This window comes from Pararhizobium sp., assembly GCF_965279435.1.
In the GTDB taxonomy this organism is placed as follows: Bacteria; Pseudomonadota; Alphaproteobacteria; order Rhizobiales; family Rhizobiaceae; genus Pararhizobium.
This window is the reverse complement of sequence record NZ_CBDIHY010000003.1, coordinates 1987248-2007580: the sequence shown is the minus strand read 5'-3', so window position 1 is coordinate 2007580 and position 20333 is coordinate 1987248. Positions and strand designations below refer to the sequence as shown.

19 protein-coding genes, 1 tRNA gene, 1 pseudogene and 1 riboswitch are annotated in these 20333 nt (G+C 59.8%); of the genes and pseudogenes, 7 read left to right on the top strand and 14 right to left on the bottom strand.

What is annotated here, in order from left to right:
• Nucleotides 1-132: 132 nt before the first annotated feature.
• Nucleotides 133-305, top strand: a pseudogene (locus tag ACQY8Q_RS15310) (tyrosine-type recombinase/integrase); the annotation flags it as partial.
• A gap of 65 nt (nucleotides 306-370) precedes the next feature.
• On the opposite strand, the gene ACQY8Q_RS15305 reads toward ACQY8Q_RS15310, so the two are convergent.
• Together ACQY8Q_RS15305 and ACQY8Q_RS15300 are read right to left on the bottom strand one after the other, a co-directional pair.
• Nucleotides 371-444: transfer RNA gene (locus tag ACQY8Q_RS15305), tRNA-Gly, on the bottom strand.
• A gap of 68 nt (nucleotides 445-512) precedes the next feature.
• Nucleotides 513-1610, bottom strand: coding sequence for a 2'-deoxycytidine 5'-triphosphate deaminase (locus ACQY8Q_RS15300; protein ID WP_428427356.1), 1098 nt, complete (start codon nucleotides 1608-1610; stop codon nucleotides 513-515).
• A 108-nt stretch (nucleotides 1611-1718) separates the two neighbouring features.
• Nucleotides 1719-1797: riboswitch (SAM riboswitch) on the top strand.
• Nucleotides 1798-1841: 44 nt separating this feature from the next.
• On the opposite strand from ACQY8Q_RS15300, the gene ACQY8Q_RS15295 reads away from it, so the two are divergent.
• Nucleotides 1842-3026: an O-succinylhomoserine sulfhydrylase gene (locus tag ACQY8Q_RS15295; protein WP_428427355.1), complete on the top strand. Its 1185-nt coding sequence runs from the start codon at nucleotides 1842-1844 to the stop codon at nucleotides 3024-3026.
• Between the two features lie 49 nt (nucleotides 3027-3075).
• Here the strand turns inward: ACQY8Q_RS15295 and ACQY8Q_RS15290 are convergent, their stop codons facing one another.
• Nucleotides 3076-3696, bottom strand: a complete 621-nt coding sequence (locus ACQY8Q_RS15290) for a CDP-alcohol phosphatidyltransferase family protein (protein WP_428427354.1) — start codon at nucleotides 3694-3696, stop codon at nucleotides 3076-3078.
• Nucleotides 3697-3791: 95 nt separating this feature from the next.
• On the opposite strand from ACQY8Q_RS15290, the gene apaG reads away from it, so the two are divergent.
• A complete protein-coding gene (gene apaG / locus ACQY8Q_RS15285) occupies nucleotides 3792-4184 on the top strand; it encodes a Co2+/Mg2+ efflux protein ApaG (RefSeq protein ID WP_428427353.1) in 393 nt (130 codons plus the stop codon).
• Nucleotides 4185-4197: 13 nt separating this feature from the next.
• Here the strand turns inward: apaG and ACQY8Q_RS15280 are convergent, their stop codons facing one another.
• From ACQY8Q_RS15280 to ACQY8Q_RS15270, 3 genes are all read right to left on the bottom strand, one after another.
• The gene (locus ACQY8Q_RS15280) at nucleotides 4198-5193 is read right to left on the bottom strand and encodes an Hsp33 family molecular chaperone (RefSeq protein WP_428427352.1); all 996 of its coding nucleotides are present in this window, start codon (nucleotides 5191-5193) and stop codon (nucleotides 4198-4200) included.
• Nucleotides 5194-5464: 271 nt separating this feature from the next.
• Entirely contained in the window at nucleotides 5465-6382 is a 918-nt protein-coding gene (gene argF / locus ACQY8Q_RS15275; RefSeq protein ID WP_428427351.1) for an ornithine carbamoyltransferase, read from the bottom strand.
• 46 nt (nucleotides 6383-6428) lie between these two features.
• On the bottom strand, nucleotides 6429-7628 hold the full coding sequence (locus ACQY8Q_RS15270) for an aspartate aminotransferase family protein (protein WP_428427350.1): 1200 nt from the start codon (nucleotides 7626-7628) through the stop codon (nucleotides 6429-6431).
• Nucleotides 7629-8061: 433 nt separating this feature from the next.
• On the opposite strand from ACQY8Q_RS15270, the gene ACQY8Q_RS15265 reads away from it, so the two are divergent.
• Both ACQY8Q_RS15265 and ACQY8Q_RS15260 read left to right on the top strand, forming a co-directional pair.
• Complete coding sequence (locus ACQY8Q_RS15265; RefSeq protein WP_428427349.1) at nucleotides 8062-8595, top strand: GcrA family cell cycle regulator; 534 nt, start codon at nucleotides 8062-8064, stop codon at nucleotides 8593-8595.
• A gap of 13 nt (nucleotides 8596-8608) precedes the next feature.
• Nucleotides 8609-8986, top strand: coding sequence for a VOC family protein (locus ACQY8Q_RS15260; RefSeq protein WP_428427348.1), 378 nt, complete (start codon nucleotides 8609-8611; stop codon nucleotides 8984-8986).
• A 21-nt stretch (nucleotides 8987-9007) separates the two neighbouring features.
• Here ACQY8Q_RS15260 and phoB read toward each other — a convergent pair whose 3' ends face one another.
• The 7 genes from phoB to phoR form a co-directional block, all read right to left on the bottom strand.
• Nucleotides 9008-9691 carry a phosphate regulon transcriptional regulator PhoB gene (gene phoB, locus ACQY8Q_RS15255; RefSeq protein ID WP_037104885.1) on the bottom strand — a complete coding sequence of 228 codons (684 nt, stop codon included), beginning with the start codon at nucleotides 9689-9691 and terminating at the stop codon, nucleotides 9008-9010.
• A gap of 107 nt (nucleotides 9692-9798) precedes the next feature.
• On the bottom strand, nucleotides 9799-10509 hold the full coding sequence (gene phoU / locus ACQY8Q_RS15250) for a phosphate signaling complex protein PhoU (protein ID WP_428427347.1): 711 nt from the start codon (nucleotides 10507-10509) through the stop codon (nucleotides 9799-9801).
• 78 nt (nucleotides 10510-10587) lie between these two features.
• The gene (pstB, locus tag ACQY8Q_RS15245) at nucleotides 10588-11403 is read right to left on the bottom strand and encodes a phosphate ABC transporter ATP-binding protein PstB (protein ID WP_060636187.1); all 816 of its coding nucleotides are present in this window, start codon (nucleotides 11401-11403) and stop codon (nucleotides 10588-10590) included.
• Nucleotides 11404-11415: 12 nt separating this feature from the next.
• A complete protein-coding gene (gene pstA, locus ACQY8Q_RS15240) occupies nucleotides 11416-12738 on the bottom strand; it encodes a phosphate ABC transporter permease PstA (protein WP_428427346.1) in 1323 nt (440 codons plus the stop codon).
• Nucleotides 12735-14219, bottom strand: coding sequence for a phosphate ABC transporter permease subunit PstC (pstC, locus tag ACQY8Q_RS15235; protein WP_428427345.1), 1485 nt, complete (start codon nucleotides 14217-14219; stop codon nucleotides 12735-12737). Before pstC ends, pstA begins: the two co-directional genes overlap by 4 nt.
• A gap of 99 nt (nucleotides 14220-14318) precedes the next feature.
• Complete coding sequence (locus tag ACQY8Q_RS15230; protein ID WP_428427344.1) at nucleotides 14319-15353, bottom strand: substrate-binding domain-containing protein; 1035 nt, start codon at nucleotides 15351-15353, stop codon at nucleotides 14319-14321.
• 194 nt (nucleotides 15354-15547) lie between these two features.
• Nucleotides 15548-16792 (bottom strand): phosphate regulon sensor histidine kinase PhoR, encoded by a 1245-nt coding sequence (gene phoR / locus ACQY8Q_RS15225; protein WP_428429793.1) that lies wholly within the window; start codon nucleotides 16790-16792, stop codon nucleotides 15548-15550.
• 144 nt (nucleotides 16793-16936) lie between these two features.
• Between phoR and ppk2 the strand changes: the two genes are divergently transcribed.
• Nucleotides 16937-17818 carry a polyphosphate kinase 2 gene (ppk2, locus tag ACQY8Q_RS15220; protein ID WP_428427343.1) on the top strand — a complete coding sequence of 294 codons (882 nt, stop codon included), beginning with the start codon at nucleotides 16937-16939 and terminating at the stop codon, nucleotides 17816-17818.
• Between the two features lie 34 nt (nucleotides 17819-17852).
• On the opposite strand, the gene ACQY8Q_RS15215 is transcribed toward ppk2, so the two are convergent.
• A complete protein-coding gene (locus ACQY8Q_RS15215; RefSeq protein WP_428427342.1) occupies nucleotides 17853-18992 on the bottom strand; it encodes a biotin transporter BioY in 1140 nt (379 codons plus the stop codon).
• Between the two features lie 373 nt (nucleotides 18993-19365).
• Here ACQY8Q_RS15215 and ACQY8Q_RS15210 point away from each other — a divergent pair, with 373 nt between their 5' ends.
• Nucleotides 19366-20325 (top strand): NAD(P)H-dependent flavin oxidoreductase, encoded by a 960-nt coding sequence (locus tag ACQY8Q_RS15210; RefSeq protein WP_428427341.1) that lies wholly within the window; start codon nucleotides 19366-19368, stop codon nucleotides 20323-20325.
• Nucleotides 20326-20333: the final 8 nt, after the last annotated feature.

Below are 20333 nucleotides of genomic sequence, written 5' to 3'. Positions count from 1 at the left end.
CATGACTGCCCCAGACCATCGATCGGGCCAAGCAAGTTCGAAACTCAACCGTACTGCTACCGAGCGCCGTCGCTGACATGCTGCAGGATGGGCATGATCGGATCAAGGGCGCTCATGAACAACGATCCGAAAGCACGCGGAACTGCCGCGATAAATTTTATCTCGCCTGGCTCTCGATACAAGTTATTGCGGAGATTCTGGGTTGGGAAGAGGACGCGGTAGACAAGATTATTCGGCGATATTTAAGCCGATCTGCTGCGACCGAAGCCGTCAGCAAACAGATGAACGAGGCCAAACCCAGAACGAAAAACGTAAAACCGCCTGTAAAAGGCACTTCGCACTCATGGCCGCAAAGCGCTGAGAAATAAAGTGGAGCGGGTAGCGGGAATCGAACCCGCACGATCAGCTTGGGAAGCTGACAAGCTACCACTACATCATACCCGCCTTGCGCCCGAGGTTTCCACCAAGCACGGCTGCCTGTCAAGGCAGTAGCCGGTTTTCGGGGCGTCTATTTACTCCGAGCGGAAATGCTTGGAGAGTTTGAGGCCCTGGGCCTGGTAGTTGGAACCGAGACCGACGCCATAAAGGCCCTCGGGGCGTTCCATCATGTGTTCATAGATCAGGCGGCCGACGATCTGGCCGTGCTCGAGGATGAACGGCACTTCGTGGCTGCGGACTTCGAGAACGGCGCGGCTGCCTTTGCCGCCAGCCGAAACGTGGCCGAAGCCGGGGTCGAAGAAGCCGGCATAATGAACACGGAATTCGCCGACCAGCGGATCGAAAGGCGTCATCTCGGCGGCATAGAGTGGCGGCACATGCACGGCTTCGCGCGAGACGAGGATGTAGAACTCGTCGGGATCGAGGATCAGTTCGTCGCGGCCACGGCTGTAGAGCGGCTCCCAGAAATCGAAGATGCCATGCTCGGCCTTCTTGTCGACATCGATAACGGCGGTGTGGTGCTTTCCCCGATAACCGATCAGGCCGTCAGCGCCGGTGCCCTTAAGATCGATCGACAGGGCGATACCGGCGCCGGAGACGTTCGGCTTGTCGCTGGCGACCAGAACGTCACTTTCATGCAACGCCAGCACTTCCGTCTCGGCGAGCAGCGCATGGCCGACGCGGAAGCGGATCTGCGACAGGCGCGAGCCGCGCCGGACGATGACCGGGAAGGTGCGCGGGCTGATTTCGAGGTAGAGCGGGCCCGAATAGCCGGCCGGGATCTTGTCGAATTCCTGGGCACGGTCGGTGATGACGCGGGTAAAAATGTCGAGGCGGCCGGTCGAGCTTTTCGGATTGGCCGAGGCCGACATTTCCGGTGAAAGATCGAGGCTTTCCATCAGCGGCACGATGTAGACGCAGCCGGTTTCGAGCACCGCCCCTTCGGACAGATCGATGACGTGCAGCTTCAGCCGGTCGAGCTTGTCGGCCACCAGATGGCCGGGACCGGGCATGAAGCTGGCACGCACACGAAAGGCAATCGAGCCGAGACGCAGGTCGAGGCTGGCCGGCTGGATCTGGTCGGTATCGAGATCTGCCTCGCTTTTCAACCGTCCCGCATCAAACAGCGCCGCAATGGCGCGATCGGCTAGAATGCCTGTGGCCCTGGTCATTTCCATCGTCCTCTTTGCCGCACCCGGCACGTCATAAACCAAATTGTCCCTGTGACATATCTTGTTGTTCACGGGAATTGACGCAAGCGCGGCTAATCAGTAAATACTGACTTATCCCGTGGTGATTTGGCCGGTCGGCTTGCAGCCACGTAAAACAAATAGCTAAAAAGGCCGGGTTTGAAACCGGCTTGCTTTACGCGGCCGGTTTTTTTGTTTTGAAAGAGACAATCGATGAGCAACAATTGGCGCCCCGCGACACAGCTCGTTCATGGCGGCACGACCCGTTCAAACCATGGTGAAACCTCCGAAGCCATCTTCATGACGCAGGGTTTCGTCTACGACAGCTCGGAAGCGGCGGAAGCGCGCTTCAAGGGCGAGACAGACGGCTTCATCTATGCCCGTTATGGCAGCCCGACCAACGACATGTTCGAAAAGCGCATGTGTATGCTGGAAGGCGCAGAAGACGCACGCGCCACGGCATCCGGCATGGCTGCGGTCTCCGCCGCCATTCTCTGCCAGTTGAAGGCCGGCGACCATATTGTTGCGGCCCGCGCCCTGTTCGGCTCCTGCCGTTGGGTGGTCGAAACGCTGGCGCCGAAATACGGCATCGAATTCACGCTGATCGACGGGCGTTTCCTGGAAAACTGGGAAAGGGCCGTCAAGCCGAACACCAAGGTGTTCTTCCTCGAAAGCCCGACCAATCCGACACTGGAAGTGGTCGATATCGAAGGCGTCGCCAAGATCGCCAATCAGATCGGTGCCAAGGTCATCGTCGACAACGTCTTTGCGACGCCGCTGCTGCAGAAGCCGCTGGAACTGGGTGCCCATATCGTCGTCTACTCCGCCACCAAGCATATCGATGGTCAGGGCCGTTGCCTTGGCGGTGTGATCCTCTCCGACAAGGAATGGATCAACGAGCACCTGCACGACTATTTCCGCCATACCGGCCCAGCTCTCTCGCCATTCAACGCCTGGACGCTGTTGAAGGGCATCGAAACCCTGCCTTTGCGGGTGCGCCAGCAGAGCGAGAACGCCTCGCGCGTTGCAGACTTCCTGGCCGAGCAGAAGCAGGTCGCCAAGGTGATCTATCCCGGCCGCAAGGACCATCCGCAGGCCGATATCATCGCCCGGCAGATGAAGGGCGGCTCGACGCTGGTCTGCTTCGAGATGAAGGGTGGCAAGGAGGCGGCCTTTGCGCTGCAGAACGCGCTGGACGTGGTCCTAATCTCCAACAATCTCGGCGATAGCAAGAGCCTGATCACCCATCCGGCAACGACGACGCACAAGAACCTTTCGGACGAAGCCCGCGAAGAGCTCGGCATTTCGCCGGGCACCGTGCGCTTCTCGGCAGGGATCGAGGACAGCGAAGACCTGATCGAGGATTTCGCCCGCGCGCTGAAGTCGGTTCAGGCCTGATTTCTGGATTTTGCGAAACGCCCGTGTCCTGCCGGATGCGGGCGTTTTTTTATGCTTGGATTTCTCGCCTGAAGCTCGCCCGTGCCAAGACGATGCGTGACAGAGCCGTGTAGAAACAGACGAGCGCAAAGATCACCGCGATCTCGAAAAACCATTGCGGGAACAGGCAGAACGCCAGAAAGACAGCAATCGTCTCGGTTGCCTCGGCAAGACCGGTGGTGAAATAGAGCGACTTTGCGCCGCGCGCATCCGTCAAGAGACCGCGCTTTTCAGCCATGATCGAAAAGGCGAGGAAGCTGGCGCCATTGACATAGAAGGATAGCAGCAGAAGCCCGCCGGCAACGCCGTTCTCATACGGGTCAGCAAGGATGAAGGCGAACGGGATGAGACCGTAGAAGGCAAAATCGAGCACGATATCGAGGAAGCCGCCGAAATCGGTTTTTTGGGTGGCCCGCGCGACGGCGCCGTCGAGGCCATCACACATCCGGCTTATGCCGATCAGAACAAAAGCCCAGACATAAGCATCGAGAACGATGGCAATTCCGGCGGCCAGGCCGATCCCGAAGCCCAGAATGGTGACCGTGTTCGCCCCGATACCACGCACCGCCAAACCTTGACCTGCACGATCCAGCCAAGGGTCGAGCCGCTTCCTGAAATGACCGTCCAGCATGCTGTGCCCTATCCAGACAGTTTACGCTGTCCATTATTCTTGACGAAACCATCTTGCTGTAGAATATCGCCTATAGACTTGAAAAGGGTTTGCATATGTACCGCGCGCTGACACGCGACATCGAGGTGACCGTCGAGCCTTATTATCTGGAGGAGCAATCCGATCCGGATGACAGCCGCTATGTCTGGGGCTACCGGATCCTGATCTCGAACCTGTCCGAAGAGACGGTCCGGCTGATGACGCGCTACTGGCATATTACCGATGAAAACGGCCAGGTGGACGAGGTCAATGGACCTGGCGTTATCGGTGAGCAGCCGGTTCTCAACCCCGGCGATACCTATGAGTATTCTTCCGGCTGCCCGCTCGATACGCCATCAGGCGTGATGTTCGGCCACTATTCGATGGAAACCACGCAAGGCGTGTCCTTCAACGTTGCCATTCCCGCCTTCTCGCTGGATTCGCCCGGCCAGAACCGGACGCTGAACTGATGGCCGCAGCGTCTTACTGCGGCTTCACTTCCGTTGCCTCGAAGCTGTATGTCGTCGAACAGAACTCGCAGCTGACCGACACCATTCCGTCTTCCGCCGCATGATCGATATCGTCCTGGCTGAGGGCTGCCAGCACATCGCGCAACCGCTCGCGTGAACAGCTGCATTTGTCGTAGACGGCTTGCGGCGGATAGACCTTGACGCCACGCTCGTGGAACAGCCGGTAAAGCAGACGCTCGGTGCCAACGGTCGGATCGGTCAATTCATCGGCATCGATGGTCTGGACCATGACACTGGCCTCACCCCAGAGATCATCGACCTCGAAGTCAGCGCCGGCATCCGTCGCGTCGCCATCTCCACCGTGCAGGTCCCTCTGGCGCATGCGCTCAGGCGTTTCCGGCAGAAACTGCGCGACCATGCCACCCGCCCGCCAGCGATGGCGTGGCTTGCCGTTTTCATCGCGATCGAGCAGTTCGGCAACGCCGAGACGGACCTTGGTCGGGATCTGTTCCGACTGGCGGAAATAGACGCCGGCAATCTCTTCCAGCGAGGCGCCGTCCAACGGTACGATGCCCTGATAGCGCTGCATATGTGCCCCCTGATCGATGGTGAAGGCAAGGATGCCCTCGCCGAGCAGATGCTGCGGCTGGGTCAGGCCATTCTCTTCCGCAATCTTCAGAGCTTCCTCGTTGTAACGGGCATAGGCACGTACCCGGTCCGGTGTCGCGAAATCGGCGACGACCAGATCAACCGGGCCGTTGCTCTTGGTCTGGATAATCAGCTTGCCTTCAAATTTCAGCGAGGTACCGAGAAGCACCGTCAGCACCACCGTTTCGGCAACGAGACGGGCGACCGGCAGGGGGTAGTTGTGGCGTTCGAGGATCGCATCCAGCATCGGGCCGAGCTGGACTGCGCGGCCGCGCACGTCGAGGCCTTCCACCTGAAACGGCACGACATGATCGTCGCCGGCAAAATCGAACTGGCCGAGGCCAAAGTCTTCTTCCGTCATCACTCTGCTCCTAGCCCTCGGACCTTTACCCGCCATGAAGGCCGGGGCGCTGTCCGATGCTTTCTATTGATCCTGCGCAAGCCGGCCTTGTCCAGATCGCTCCTGAAAAACCGGCCGTTTGGTCTGCCGCCTCCATGAAGGACGGCGGCGAGGATGGATGGATACTTCTGAATACGAATGACCGGCAAAGGAGGACACGCCGCCTGCCGGTCATCAGCTTGTTGCATAGATCGTGTGCCGCCACCCGGTTTTCAATATCCCGGGCAAGGCGTTAAAGCGCGCCAAGGCACCATGCAAGAACGGACTTTTGTGCGTGCAGGCGGTTCTCTGCCTCGTCGAAGACCACCGACTGCTTGCCATCGATGACGTCGTCCGTCACCTCTTCGCCGCGATGGGCCGGCAGGCAGTGCATGAAGATCGCGTCCTTGTCCGCCTTCGCCATCAGCTGGGCATTGACCTGGAAAGGCTGGAAGACGTTGTGGCCGCGCGCGCGGTGTTCCTGGTTCATCGACACCCAGGTGTCGGTGACCACACAATGGGCGCCGTCCACGGCATGTTCCGCATCGTGATAGAGCTTGATCTCGCCGCCATTGTTGCGAGCCCAGTTGAGGATCTTGTCGTCCGGCTCCGAGCCGAGCGGCACGGCCATGTTCATCCGGTAGCCGAAGCGCGCCGAGCCTTCGATGAAGGAATGCAGCACATTGTTGCCGTCGCCGGTCCAGGCAATCGTCTTACCCTTGACCGGGCCTGCATGCTCCTCGAACGTCATGATATCAGCCATGATCTGGCAGGGATGCGTGGCATCTGTCAGGCCGTTGATCACAGGCACGGTGGCGTGCTCGGCCAGTTCCAGCAGCCGGTTATGATCGGTGGTGCGGATCATGATCGCATCGACATAGCGCGACAGGACCTTGGCCGTGTCACCGATGGTCTCGGCGCGGCCGAGCTGCATTTCAGTACCGGACAGGAACAGCGTCTCGCCGCCGAGCTGGCGCATGCCGACATCGAAGGACACGCGGGTACGGGTCGAGGGCTTCTCGAAGATCATCGCCAGCATCTTGCCGGCCAGCGGCTTTTCCGCGGTTCCGGCCTTGGTGTCGGCTTTGCGGACGCGGGCGTCCTCGATGATTGACCTTAAGTCAGTTGTCGTCATGGCAGAAAGATCGAGAAAATGTCTGGTGCCGGCCATTCTATTCAAAGTCCTGTGTTTTTTCAGCGTGTAAGCGAAGCGTCGTTCAGGCCGATGCCTGTCGTCGCTCCGCTGTCAGCTGTTCGGCGGCGCGTTCAAGCCGCGCCAGGCCTTCACGGGCTTCCTCGGCCGTTGTCACGAGCGGCGGCAGCAGGCGGATGACATTCTCACCTGCAGGCACCGCCAGCAGTCTTTCTGCGCGGATGGCCTTCAAGAGATCGGCAGACGGCACCTTGGCCTTGATGCCGAGCATCAGGCCTTCGCCGCGGATTTCCTCGATAACGTCGGGGAACCGATCGGCAAGCGAGGCAAGGCCCTGCCGGAAGACCAGAGAAACATCGCGGACGTTCTGCAGGAAATCGTCTGCAAGGATAACATCGAGAACGGCATTGCCGACGGCCATGGCCAGCGGATTGCCGCCGTAGGTCGAGCCATGCGTGCCGGCGACCATGCCGGATGCTGCTTCCTCGGTCGCAAGGCAGGCACCGAGCGGAAAACCGCCGCCAATGCCCTTGGCAACCGCCATGATGTCCGGCGTGACACCGGCCCATTCATGCGCAAACAGCTTGCCGGTCCGGCCAACGCCAGTCTGGACCTCGTCGAGGATGAGCAGCAGGCCGTATTCGTCGCAAAGGGCACGCAGTTCCTGCATGAACTCCTTCGGTACCGTGCGGATGCCGCCCTCGCCCTGGATCGGCTCGATCAGGATTGCGGCGGTCTCTTCGGTTATGGCGGACTTCAGCGCACCCATGTCGCCGAATGGCACCTGATAGAAGCCAGGCGCCTTCGGGCCGAAGCCTTCCAGGTACTTCGCCTGCCCACCGGCAGCGATGGTCGCAAGCGTGCGGCCGTGGAACGCACCTTCGAAGGTGATGATGTGGAATTTCTCCGGCTGGCCCTTGGAAAAATGATAGCGCCGCGCCGTCTTGATGGCGCATTCCAGCGCTTCCGCACCGGAATTGGTGAAGAACACCTTGTCGGCGAAGGTCACCTCCGTCAGGCGGCGGCTGAGGCTTTCCTGGCCCGGAACCTCATAGAGGTTCGACAGGTGCCAGACCTTGTCTGCCTGCTCTTTCAATGCCGATACAAGATGCGGATGTGCATGACCGAGCGAATTGACCGCCACACCGGCAGCAAAATCAAGATAGCGGGTACCGTCCTCGGCGATCAGCCAGACGCCTTCGCCGCGCTCGAACCGCAAGGGCGCGCGTGCATACGTGTCATAAAGCGGCGTGGCATCGGCCATGGCGCATGTCTCCTCAAACCATCACGGCAATTGTATAATCGGCGTCGTCGACAGGGCTGTGACCAGCCCGTAAAAAATCAAAATGCCGCCTTTCGGCGGCAGAGGCACTATCTTCACTTCGCACTGCGATGTCAACAAAAGCCCATGATTTCCGGCAATTCGCGGCTATACAGCGGAGGCAAATTTTTTAGCCGGATACCCTTGCAAAAATGCCACGCATCGCAAGCAAGTTGGGGAAAACTCAGAAATTGATTCGGTGAGATTCCCCGGACTCTTGTCAGAGAGTCCCCCGGCCTCTACGTTAAGAAATAATTACTAGAGCGCATGCGGCGGACCTAGTCACCAAAAGTGTTATCGCGTTTCAGCCTCGGATCACATCCAGGGCTCGGTGGAGGATTCGACCATCACCAACGCTGGGAATGGAGACAAGACCATGAATTGGACTGACGAGCGGGTCGAAAAACTCAAGAAATTGTGGGCCGAAGGCTTGAGCGCGAGCCAGATCGCTGCACAACTCGGCGGCGTCAGCCGCAACGCTGTCATTGGCAAGGTCCACCGTCTCTGCCTTCCGGGCCGCGCCAAGGCCGGCGGCAGCACCGCAACGGCACGTGCAAAACGCCCAGCACCGTCCGCTGCCCCGCGCGCACCGAACTACACAGCATCGCGCATGACCGCCACCCGCACCGTGACGCGCACCGCCGGTGCAACCGTTATGAAGGAAGAAGTGGAAATCGGCGCGATCGAGGATCAGGAAGCAGCACCGGCCGGCAATAACGTTGTTATTCCGATGTCGCGCCGCCTGGTCCTGACCGAGCTGACCGACCGCACCTGCAAGTGGCCGATCGGCGATCCGATGAAGGAAGAGTTCCACTTCTGCGGCAACGATTCCCCGGATACATCGCCTTACTGCACATTCCACGCCAAGCTTGCGTACCAGCCGTCCGGCGAGCGTCGCCGGGCACGCTGAGGCCGGGCCGGTCGTGCGGTTCGTCAATCCCATCCCGTTCGTGCGGGATATCGGCATCTCGAAGACGTTCTACAGCGAGATACTGGGATTGGCAGTCAGCCGAGACTTCGGCAATTTCGTTATGTTTGAAACGGGATTTGCCATCCATGACGGCAAATCCCTGGAAACGACGGTCTGGGGACAGCCGTCTGTCATTTCCGAGCCCTATGGCCGCCAAAATATCCTGCTCTATTTCGAACATGATCATCTGGATGCGCTTTTCGAGCGCATCGTCGGCAATGTGAACCTCATCCACCCCATCGAGACGCAAGCCTGGGGGCAGCGGGTCTTCCGCTTTTATGATCCGGATGGCCACGCCATCGAGATTGGCGAACCGCTCGGCAACGCCTGACGGTCCTTCCGCATACGGAACTTAGCTTTCCAGCGAATAGCCCGCGCCGCGCACCGTGCGGATCACGTCCAGCATGTTGGAAAAATTCAGCGCCTTGCGCAGGCGGCCGACATGGACGTCCACCGTGCGTTCGTCGACATAGATGTCGTGACCCCAGACACCATCCAAAAGCTGCGAGCGCGAAAAGACGCGGCCGGGCGAGGCCATGAAGAATTCCAGCAGGCGGAACTCGGTCGGTCCGAGACGGACTTCGCGGGTTTTGCGATGGACGCGATGGGTCTCGCGGTCGAGTTCGATATCGCCGCATTTCAGCAGCGTCGATAGCACCTCTGGCTTGGCACGGCGCAGCATCGCCTTGACCCGCGCCATCAATTCCGGCGTCGAGAACGGCTTGACCACGTAATCGTCGGCACCCGTGGCGAGCCCGCGTACCCGCTCGCTCTCTTCGCCGCGTGCCGTCAGCATGATGATCGGCAGACGTTCAGTTTCCGGGCGCTGGCGCAGCCGGCGGCACAGTTCGATGCCGGAAACGCCCGGCAACATCCAATCAAGGATCAGGAGATCGGGAAGGCGTTCCTGCAGGCGCATTTCCGCCTCGTCGCCACGATTGATCGTATCGACTTCGAACCCTTCGGCCTCAAGATTGTATCGAAGGAGGACGCTGAGCGCCTCTTCATCTTCAACAACGGCAATTCTTGGCAACATTCACTTTGGCTCCTTGGCGCCCGGCCGGTTGGCCGAAGGCTTGCCGAGCGGCTCCAGCGGCCGCTCGCGCAACTATTGCGTAGGCATATACTTACCCTATTGCGTGATCAGTTACCGACCGCGCCGACCGTGTTGGCCGTATCGTCCTTCGGACGCTCGCCGACAGGCTGCGCGCCGGTCGCCATGTAGTAGATGGTCTCGGCGATATTGGTGGCGTGGTCGCCAATGCGCTCGATGTTCTTGGCGCAGAACAAAAGATGCGTGCAGGGCGTGATGTTGCGCGGATCTTCCATCATGTAGGTCAGGAGTTCGCGAAACAGCGACGTGTAGATCGCGTCGATCTCGTTGTCGCGCTCGCGGATGCTGTTGGCCTTTTCCGGGGAACGGGATGCATAGACGTCGAGCACTTCCTTGAGCTGAACCAGCGCAAGCTCGGCCAGATGCTCGAGGCCACGGGCCAGCTGACGCGGCAGGCTGGCGGTCGATACGGCGATGACGCGCTTGGCATTGTTCTTGCCAAGGTCACCGACCCGCTCGAGATCGGCCGCAATGCGGATCGATCCCATGATTTCCCGTAGGTCAGCCGCCATCGGCTGGCGCTTGGCGATGGTGACGATCGCCTTTTCGCCGATCTGGCGCTCGGCCTCGTCGAGGATGGCATCGTCGGAGATGACCTTCTGGGCAAGCGCCAGGTCGGAATTGACCAGAGCGCGCACGGATTCGGCCACCATTTGTTCGGCCAGGCCGCCCATCTCGGAGATGCGCCGGGTCAGGTACTTCAGATCTTCGTCGTAGACGGAAGCAATGTGCGTAGACATGATTGTTTTTCCTTGCGATCACAATCCGGGTTGGAAGACCACCACCCTGCCCTTGCGGCAGGGTGGCAAGCTCAATCCTCAGCCGAAGCGGCCCATGATGTAGTCCTGGGTCCGCTGGTCGTCCGGATTGGTGAACATCTTGTCGGTGTCGTTTTCCTCGACAAGATTGCCGAGGTGGAACATGGCGGTGCGCTGCGAAACGCGGGCGGCCTGCTGCATCGAGTGCGTGACGATGACGATCGTGTAGTTCGTGCGCAGTTCGTGGATCAGTTCCTCGACCTTGGCGGTCGCGATCGGATCCAACGCCGAGCACGGCTCATCCATCAGGATGACTTCCGGGCTGACGGCAACGGCGCGGGCAATGCACAGACGCTGCTGCTGACCACCGGAAAGACCGGTGCCGGATTCATGCAGGCGATCCTTCACTTCGTTCCAGAGACCAGCCTTCTGGAGGCTCGACTCGACGATCTGGTCGAGCTCGGCCTTGGTGCGGGCCAAACCATGGATCTTCGGACCGTAGGTGACGTTCTCGTAGATCGACTTCGGGAACGGGTTCGGCTTCTGGAAGACCATGCCGACGCGGGCGCGAAGTTCAACGACGTCGATGCTCGGATCGTAGATGTCACCGTCATCGAGGGTGATCTTGCCGGTGACGCGGCAGCTGTCGATCGTGTCGTTCATGCGGTTGAGTGTCCGCAGGAATGTCGACTTGCCGCAGCCCGACGGGCCGATCAGAGCGGTGACGGTGTTTTCGCGAACGTTGAGGTTTACATCGAAAAGCGCGCGCTTCTCACCGTAGTAAACCGAAACGTCCTTTCCGATCATCTTGAAGGGAACAGTGTTCATTTTCTGGTCCAGCGCCTTTTCAACTGCTGCTTCTGACATCATGTTCATGTTTCTACCTCACTACCAGCGCCGCTCAAAGCGACGCCGCAACAGGATTGCGCCAAGGTTCATGACGACGAGGAAGATCAAGAGGATCATGATCGCACCCGAAGTCCGTTCGACAAATGCACGTTCGGCTTCGTTGGCCCACATGTAGATCTGGACCGGCAGAGCAGTGGACGGGTCCATCGGCGAGCCCGGATAGTCGACGACGAAGGCCACCATGCCGATCAGGAGCAGCGGCGCGGTTTCGCCAAGCGCGTGCGCCAGACCGATGATCGTGCCTGTCAGGACGCCCGGCATGGCGAGCGGCAGGACGTGGTGGAAGATCGTCTGCATCTTGGAAGCACCCAGACCCAAAGCAGCAGAGCGGATTGACGGCGGAACCGCCTTCAAGGCTGCGCGGGTGGCGATGATGATCGTTGGAAGTGTCATCAATGTCAGCACCAGACCACCGACGACGGCAGCCGAACGGGGCATGCCGGCGAAGTTGATGAAGATCGACAGGCCGAGCAGACCGTAGACGATGGACGGAACAGCCGCGAGGTTGTTGATGTTGACCTCGATGAGATCGGTCAGCCGGTTCTTCGGCGCGAACTCTTCCAGATAGATCGATGCCGCGACACCGATTGGAAGGGCAAGCACCAGGACGATCAGCATCATGTAGAGCGAACCGAGAGCGGCGACGCCGATACCTGCAGCTTCAGGACGGCTCGATGCGCCGTAGGTGAAGAGGCCGGTGTTGAACTGCTTGGCCATCGCGCCGGTCTCAGTCAGCTTTTTCATCCATTCGAGCTGCTGATCCTTCACCTTGCGGTTGGCTTCGGCAACGGTCAGGTCGATCTGACCCTTGTTGGCGCTATCGATATTGCCTTCCGCCAGAAGAGAAACATTGGCGGTCGTGCCGATGATGGCCGGATTGGCAACCACCAGATCACGAAGCTGGGTGCGGGAGCTGGCCGAAACCATGTCCGTCGCCTGCTTGACCAGCGGCTTGTTGGCCGGATCGATACCAAGAACCTTGACCAGCGCATCACGCACCAGAAGCGGATAGTTGGCCGTCATCAGCTTGGCGGGATTGGCGCCACGCTCGTTCTTCGGATCGATGATCTGCTCCGAAAACTCGATCGGCAAAGTGATCGCGGTCTGCTGGAAGGCCGTGTAGCCCTTGGAGACGACGGTCCACAACAGAACGAACAGGAAGAACAGGCCGATCAGGATGGCTGCAAGGCCGTAAGCCTTGAAGCGGCGCTCGGCGGCATAGCGCTTCTTGATGCCGATATCACGTCTTGCCTGCGCCGGGCGCACGAAGGTGGACTGTACGGAGGATGTCATGTCGGTCATTCGTACTGTTCCCGATACTTGCGCACGATGTAGAGTGCATAGATGTTGAGGCAGAGCGTGATGGCAAACAGGGTGATGCCGAGAGCAAACGCCACCAGTGTCTGGGGCGAGTTGAACTCAAGGTCGCCCGTCAGCTGATTGACGATCTTGACGGTGACCGTGGTCATCGCCTCGAACGGATTGAGCTGCATGCGGGCGGCAACACCGGCAGCGAGCACAACGATCATGGTTTCACCAACAGCACGCGATGCCGTCAGCAGCAGCGCGCCGACGATACCCGGAAGTGCAGCAGGCAGGATGACGCGCTTGATGGTCTCAGAACGCGTCGCACCGAGGCCGAGCGAACCGTCGCGCAGCGAACGCGGAACCTGTGTGATGATGTCATCCGACAGCGACGACACGAACGGGATCAGCATGATGCCCATGACGAGACCGGCTGTCAGAACGCTCTGCGCCTGGATGAAGTTGACGTAGTTTCCGGTCACCAGGCCGTTCAGCTGCGCCGAGATATCGCGCAGGAACGGCCCAACTGTCACCAGCGCGAAGAAGCCGTAGACGATGGTCGGAATGCCGGCGAGAATTTCCAGCAGCGGCTTGGCAATACCGCGCACGACAGGCCGCGCATACTCCGCCATGTAGATGGCGGCGAACAGGCCGACCGGCACGGCAAAGAGCATGGCGACGAAAGCGATGTAGAGTGTGCCGGCGAGAAGCGGCAAAAGACCGAACTGACCTTCCGTGCCACCACTACCGGCGGCCGAAAAGCGTGGGTCCCAGACCGTACCGAAGAAGAATGTGCTCGGGGAGACCGACTGGAAGAAGCGGATGGCCTCCGACAGCATCGAGCCGACGATCCCGACCGTTGTCAGGATCGCGATCGAAGAGGCGAGCAGCAGCGTGCCGAGCATGACCCGCTCGACGCGGTTTCTGGCCCGGAACGGGGCGCTGATACCGCGAATGGCAAAGACCGCACCGGCAATGGCGATGATCAGCACGACGGCACTCATGACCCACCGGCTGCTATCTCTCAGCGAATTATAGTGCTGCGCCGCTTCGACCATATAGGGCTCACCGGCATTTGCCATCGGCACGCCCTTGGCGGCCAACGCATCCCGAAGGTTGCTGGAGCCGCTGGTGACCGCCGCAAGCTCATCACTGTTCAGCCGCTTCAGGCCGTTGGCGACCTGCATGACCTGACCGAGCATCAGCTCGGTGGTCGCACTGCCCTGGCTGTGCACCGATTCCGGCAACGCGGATCGAACGGAATTTTCAATGAAGAACGGGCTGGCGAGAAGCCACAGGGCTAGAACGAACGCCGCAGGCAGAACCGCCCAGATAGCGACGTAGACGCCGTGATAGCCCGGAAGAGAATGCAGCACGGACAGCTTGCCTTTGGAGCTGGCCATCGCCCGTCCGCGCCCGGCAAAATATGCCGCAAGGCCAACGATCAAAATGATCAAAAGAATAAGAGAAGTGCTCATCGATATGTCCCCCCGGCGTGTCAATCATCGACAGCCGGCAAATCCGCATACTCGGGATGTCCGGCACGGCAAAGCTGCCGTGCCGGCTTTTGCACTAAATTAGAGCATGTTGCCGTCGGTGAACGCCTTGCGGTCAGCTTCGCGCTCAGCATCCGGAGCCGGAACGAGACCGTAGGCTGCCAGCGGGCTGTCCGGGCCGACCATCTGGTCGTCGAGGAAGAATTCAACATATTCCTTCAGGCCCGGGATAACGCCGAGGTGAGCCTTCTTGACGTAGAAGAACAGCGGGCGGGAAACCGGATATTCGCCCGAAGCAATCGTTTCGGTCGACGGAACGATGCCGCTGACGGTCGCAACCTTCAGCTTGTCAGCGTTGTTTTCATAGAAGGACAGGCCGAAAACGCCAATGCCGTTCTTGTTGGAAGCGATACGGGCGAGGGTTTCGGTGTAGTCGCCGTCGATGTCGATCGCCAGACCGTCCTTACGAACGGCGATGCACTTCTTGGCAGCTTCCTTTTCGTCGGCGACGAGGCCCTTGATGGCAACGTCAGCACCGGTGTCCTTGCAGCCGTGCGCCAGCATCTTCTCGTCGAAGACTTCGCGCGTGCCGTGCTTTTCGCCCGGGATGTAAGCGGCGATTTCAACGTCCGGCAGGTCCTTATTGACTTCCGACCACTTCTTATAAGGGTTGGCAACGAGCTTGCCGTCGATGACGAGCTCAGCAGCGAGAGCGAGGTAGATGTCCTTCGGCTCAAGCTTCAGGTCAGCATTGCTGCTGTCCGTTGCGAAAACGATGCCGTCATAACCGATCTTGACTTCCTGGACTTCGGTAACGCCGGCTGCCTTGCAGGTTTCCAGCTCGCTGTCCTTGATCTTGCGCGATGCGTTGGCGATATCGATCGTGTCCGGGCCAACGCCCTTGCAGAATTCCTTCAGGCCAGCACCGGTGCCGCCGGATTCAACAACCGGGGTCTTGAAGTCAGGGAAGGTTTCGCCGAACGTTTCGGCAACAATCTTTGCGTAAGGCAGAACGGTCGAGGAGCCGGCAACCTGGATCTGGTCGCGAGCAATGGCAACGCCTGCAAAAGCGGCGGATGCAACCAGAGCTGCAACAGTAAGTTTCAAGGACTTCATCAGAATACTCCCATAATGGGCTTGTGTGGGTGCGCTTTTCACCAGCGCTCGCTTTCGCCGTGTCGATCGGCCGCCCTAGTTAGCGCCCGATGCCCACACCTTTTATGTCAACTTGACGAAACATTTGTGACAATCCAAGCAGCTGAAATAGTTCACTATTTTTCAAAAATGATATTTCAGGCGACAGGTTTGTGTCAAAACCTCACGGTAAAGACCGTGCCCTTGCCGACTTCGGACTGAACAAGCAGTCTGGCGCGGTGCCGGGTGAGGATGTGCTTGACGATGGCGAGCCCGAGGCCCGTGCCTTTTTTCGACCGGCTGGCCTCGACATTAACCCTGTAGAATCGTTCGGTAATACGCGGAACATGCTCGGCCGGAATACCAGGCCCGTGATCGCGAACGGAAACTTCAGCCGGCGTACCGTCACCACCCGAGAGCGTGACCTCGACTTTTTTACCTTCCTGGCCATACTTGCAGGCGTTTTCGATCAGGTTCTCGAAGACTTCCGTCAGTTCGTCCCGATCTCCCTGCACGATAACGGGCTCATCCGGCACGATCAGTGAAATCTCCACACCAACATCCTCGGCAAGCGGCGCCAGGGCATCACGGACATGGCCAAGCAGCGGTGCCAGATTGATCGCCTCGTCGGGTGCGATATGGGATTTGAGCTCCAGCCGCGACAAAGACAGGAGATCATCGACCAGCCGGCTCATCCGCGTCGCCTGCTCGTGCATGATGCCGAGAAACTTTTCGTGCGCCTTCTGGTCGTTACGGGCAGGCCCTTGCAGGGTCTCGATAAAGCCACGCAAGGAGGCCAGTGGCGTTCTCAGCTCATGGCTTGCATTGGCGACAAAATCGGAGCGCATCCGGTCAATCCGCCGCGCCTGCGAAATATCGCGGTAGGACAGGATATAAAGCCGCTCGCCGGTCTTTTGACCGATCTCGGCCGGTGCCACCCGAACGATATAGACCGCCTCGGACGGCAGCCGTTCCGAATGTTCGATCTGGTTGACCTTGCCGGTGACGATGGTCTCCCGCACCATATCGAGGATGCCTGGCGAGCGGACCCGGGCCGACAGATCGGTGTTCGGCGGAATAGTACCGAAGGCCTTTTCGGCCGCCTGGTTCTGCAACAGCACCGTTTCATCGGGGGCCACCACCAAGATCGGTGTGTCGAGCGCATTGAGGCCCGCCGCGAGCATGTCGAGATCGGTGTCTTCCACCACAGACGGCGCAACGACCGGGACCGGCGGCTTGGGGTTGGCGGAACGATTGAACAGAACGATCATCCAGACAAGCCAGAACAGCAGCACAGCTGCCGTATGAATACCGAAAAGAACAAGACCTGCGGCAGCGGCAACGGACAGGCCGATGACCCATATCTCCGACTTGGCTGCCGCCTTCAGTCGCTCCCAGATTTTTGCTGTATCTTCCAAAATCGTCTCACGTGCACGGTGCAATTGACCGGTAATAGCGGAGGTTCATGACATGATTTTCACGGCATGCTTGAATTCGCAATGCAATTGTGGCCTCCTCCCGTGAAATCGGCGGCCGGCCGTCCAATACATTCAGGAGGACACGTCATGACGGATATTCAGGAAAACAAGCCGGTCGAGCTGGTGATCAACGGCAAGGAGCGCATTTTCGACATCGACAATCCGGACCTGCCGGGCTGGATCGACAAGCAGGCGCTGGCCTCGGGCGACTATCCCTATGACAAGAAGCTCGACAGCGACACTTACGACAAAATGCTGGAAAAGCTGCAGATCGAGCTCGTCAAGGTTCAGTTCTGGCTTCAGGCGACCGGCAAGCGGGTGTTGACACTCTTCGAAGGCCGCGATGCAGCAGGTAAGGGCGGCGTGATCCTTGCCACGAATTCCTACATGAACCCGCGCTCCGCCCGCGTCGTCGCTCTGACCAAGCCAACCGAAACCGAAAGCGGCCAGTGGTATTATCAGCGTTACGTCACGCACTTCCCGACTGCGGGCGAATTCGTGATGTTCGACCGCTCCTGGTATAACCGCGCCGGCGTCGAACCGGTCATGGGCTTCTGCACGCCGGAACAGCACCAGCATTTTCTCAAGCAGACACCACGGTTTGAAAAGCTGATCACCGGTGATGGCATTCATTTCTTCAAGTTCTGGCTGGATATCGGCCGCGAGATGCAGCTGAAGCGGTTTCACGACCGGCGCCACGATCCGCTGAAAGTCTGGAAACTGTCACCGATGGACATCGCGGCGCTGACCAAATGGGACCTCTATTCCGACGCCCGCGACCAGATGCTCAAGCAGACCCATAGCCAGCACGCCCCCTGGACGGTGGTGCGCGCCAACGACAAGCGCCGTGCCCGGCTGGACCTTATCCGTCACATCCTCAAGACACTGGATTACGACGGCAAGGACAAGGCCGCGATCGGCGAGATCGACGATAAGATCCTCGGCTCCGGGCCTGGCTTTGTGAAATAGCCGCCCGGGATATGGGCCAGGGCGGCATGTGTCATCACTGGCCGGGGAGAATCCTGACAGCATAGACGCTGAGACTATTGCCAGCGCCGGTCACGTCGCTGTTGATCAGGATGCGTCCCGGTGAACTCGGCGCAAGACTGCGGTCGAACGTCACCTTGAACAGCATGTCGTTCTTTTCCTCGTTCACCGTGAACCGGTGGCGGCCGCAATCGCCGAGCGAGGAGAAATCGCATTCGACGGAAAACTGCGTCTGCTTGCCGCCATCTGCCTGGACGCTCAGGGCAACGGTCGATGTCTTGCCGGAAATCTGCTCAAGTACCGACGCTGGTATCGCGATCGACACGTTGCCGTCGTCATCCGCCGTCGCCGACGTGATCCGAAGACGCTGCCCGCGCTCGTCGCTGACGGGATCAGCCGCAGCACGGCTGCCCGCCTTGACATTGCTCGCATCCGCAGGCGTGAAGACATCAACCCAATCGCCGGAAAAGCCTGATTGAGGCCCGAGCGTCTTCAGGCCGGCTGCACCGTCGAAATCCTCCGACTGCACCGTCGAGGGCGGATTGGCGACGCTGGTATCGCGCTCCGCTGCGGTTTTCAAAAGCCCACTGGTTTCAACCCACCAGGCACCCATCACGACAGCTGCCACCAGCGTCGTAGTGACCATGACGAATGAGAGAAAACTGCCCCGCTTGCGCCGCCGGGGTTTTGCCGCCGCCGTGTCGGCCTTGGCGGCCTTGCCGCGCTTGCCCGCCACCGGCTGAGCCGGTGCTGCCTCGACAACACGCGGCCCATCACGGCGCTCCGGACGCAATCCGGAAAGCCCGCCGTCGATGCCGGGGCTATCTGCCCGATCGGCATTACGGTCGGACGGCATGTGAATGTCGTGATCAAGCTCCGCCGATGGCACCGGGGTGTCGATGGTCTCAACACGGACCGGCGGCGGCACGGATGCAATGGCTTTCAGGCTGGCGCGCTCTTCCAGTTCGATCGCGTGGATGACACCTTCGAGCCGGTGGCGTTGCTGGGCGACCACGTCGGGATCGTGCACATCCTGCTTCTTGAGGCCTGCCTCCAGCGCGTTGCGCGCCGATTGATAGATGCGCGCGCGCGTTTCGGAATTCGCCCTTTCGGAGCGTTCCAACGCCTGTCTGATCGCAGTTTCCAGTCCGCTCACTCTTCGTCCTTCTTGGTGCAGGCATCAGCGCCCTGGCAAGGCATACCACACGCCTCGAAACCCGAAGCGCCGGATCACTATCACCCAAAAACCATGCACGCCCGGCTATAGGCCTTACGAACAAACCATTCTCACGGCCGGAGATTCCTGACGAAACCCGGCACGCTTTTGGATGTGTTAACAATTGGGTAACGGTTGACGCTGCGATCTGCAAGCCTTGCGCGTCAAACGGCCCGTCTGCGCCGGGGAAAACCCGGTGGTTTTGGCAGAACCATCTGTATCGGCCCTGACAAATCGGCCTTTGCAAAACACAAAGCCGCTGCTAAAGTTCTTACGTTTACGGAAACGTCAAAATAAAAACCGGGAGTAAACCTTGTCCCTGCCAGCCATTCTCAACGGCACAACGCGCCTGCCCGTCATCGCAGCACCGCTCTTCATCATCTCGCATCCGGCCCTGACGCTTGCCCAGTGCAAGGCTGGTGTCGTCGGCTCGTTTCCGGCGCTGAATGCGCGGCCGGAAGCCCAACTGGATGAATGGCTCGCCGAGATCACCGAGGACCTCGCCAACTACAATTCCCGCAACCCCGGCAAACCGGCAGCCCCCTTCGCGGTCAACCAGATCGTTCACAAGTCCAACAAGCGGCTCGAACACGACCTGATGCTCTGCGTCAAATACAAGGTGCCGATTGTCATTTCTTCGCTCGGTGCCGTACCCGAGGTCAATGCCGCGATCCACTCCTATGGTGGCATCGTGCTGCATGACGTCATCAACAACCGCCACGCCAATTCGGCCATCCGCAAGGGCGCCGACGGACTGATTGCGGTTGCGACCGGTGCCGGTGGCCACGCAGGCACACTCTCTCCCTTCGCGCTCGTTCAGGAAATTCGCACCTGGTTTGATGGCCCGCTACTGCTGTCCGGCGCGATTTCGACCGGCGGCGCGGTTCTGGCGGCGCAGGCGATGGGGGCAGACATGGCCTATATCGGCTCGCCGTTCATCGCCACCACCGAGGCACGCGCCAGCGATGCCTACAAGCAGATGATCGTCGACAGCAGCGCCAGCGACATCGTCTATTCCAACTCCTTTACCGGCATCCATGGCAACTACCTCAAGCCCTCGATTGTCGCCGCAGGCATGGACCCCGATCATCTGCCGGAAGCCGATCCGTCCAAGATGGATTTCGAGACGGCCACCACCGGCGCCAAGGCCTGGAAAGATATCTGGGGCTGCGGCCAGGGTATCGGCGCCGTTACCGACATCGTCCCCACCGCCAGCCTCGTCGATCGGCTGGCTGCGGAATATGCGGCGGCGAGACAAAGGCTGGCGCTTTAAAAGGCGCC

Coding starts and splice junctions, on each gene's coding strand:
- ACQY8Q_RS15300 (WP_428427356.1), bottom strand. CDS start 1,610: ATGACCAGGGCCACAGGCATTCTAGCCGATCGCGCCATTGCGGCGCTG.
- ACQY8Q_RS15295 (WP_428427355.1), top strand. CDS start 1,842: ATGAGCAACAATTGGCGCCCCGCGACACAGCTCGTTCATGGCGGCACG.
- ACQY8Q_RS15290 (WP_428427354.1), bottom strand. CDS start 3,696: ATGCTGGACGGTCATTTCAGGAAGCGGCTCGACCCTTGGCTGGATCGT.
- apaG (WP_428427353.1), top strand. CDS start 3,792: ATGTACCGCGCGCTGACACGCGACATCGAGGTGACCGTCGAGCCTTAT.
- ACQY8Q_RS15280 (WP_428427352.1), bottom strand. CDS start 5,193: ATGACGGAAGAAGACTTTGGCCTCGGCCAGTTCGATTTTGCCGGCGAC.
- argF (WP_428427351.1), bottom strand. CDS start 6,382: ATGGCCGGCACCAGACATTTTCTCGATCTTTCTGCCATGACGACAACT.
- ACQY8Q_RS15270 (WP_428427350.1), bottom strand. CDS start 7,628: ATGGCCGATGCCACGCCGCTTTATGACACGTATGCACGCGCGCCCTTG.
- ACQY8Q_RS15265 (WP_428427349.1), top strand. CDS start 8,062: ATGAATTGGACTGACGAGCGGGTCGAAAAACTCAAGAAATTGTGGGCC.
- phoB (WP_037104885.1), bottom strand. CDS start 9,691: ATGTTGCCAAGAATTGCCGTTGTTGAAGATGAAGAGGCGCTCAGCGTC.
- phoU (WP_428427347.1), bottom strand. CDS start 10,509: ATGTCTACGCACATTGCTTCCGTCTACGACGAAGATCTGAAGTACCTG.
- pstB (WP_060636187.1), bottom strand. CDS start 11,403: ATGAACATGATGTCAGAAGCAGCAGTTGAAAAGGCGCTGGACCAGAAA.
- pstA (WP_428427346.1), bottom strand. CDS start 12,738: ATGACCGACATGACATCCTCCGTACAGTCCACCTTCGTGCGCCCGGCG.
- pstC (WP_428427345.1), bottom strand. CDS start 14,219: ATGAGCACTTCTCTTATTCTTTTGATCATTTTGATCGTTGGCCTTGCG.
- ACQY8Q_RS15230 (WP_428427344.1), bottom strand. CDS start 15,353: ATGAAGTCCTTGAAACTTACTGTTGCAGCTCTGGTTGCATCCGCCGCT.
- ppk2 (WP_428427343.1), top strand. CDS start 16,937: ATGACGGATATTCAGGAAAACAAGCCGGTCGAGCTGGTGATCAACGGC.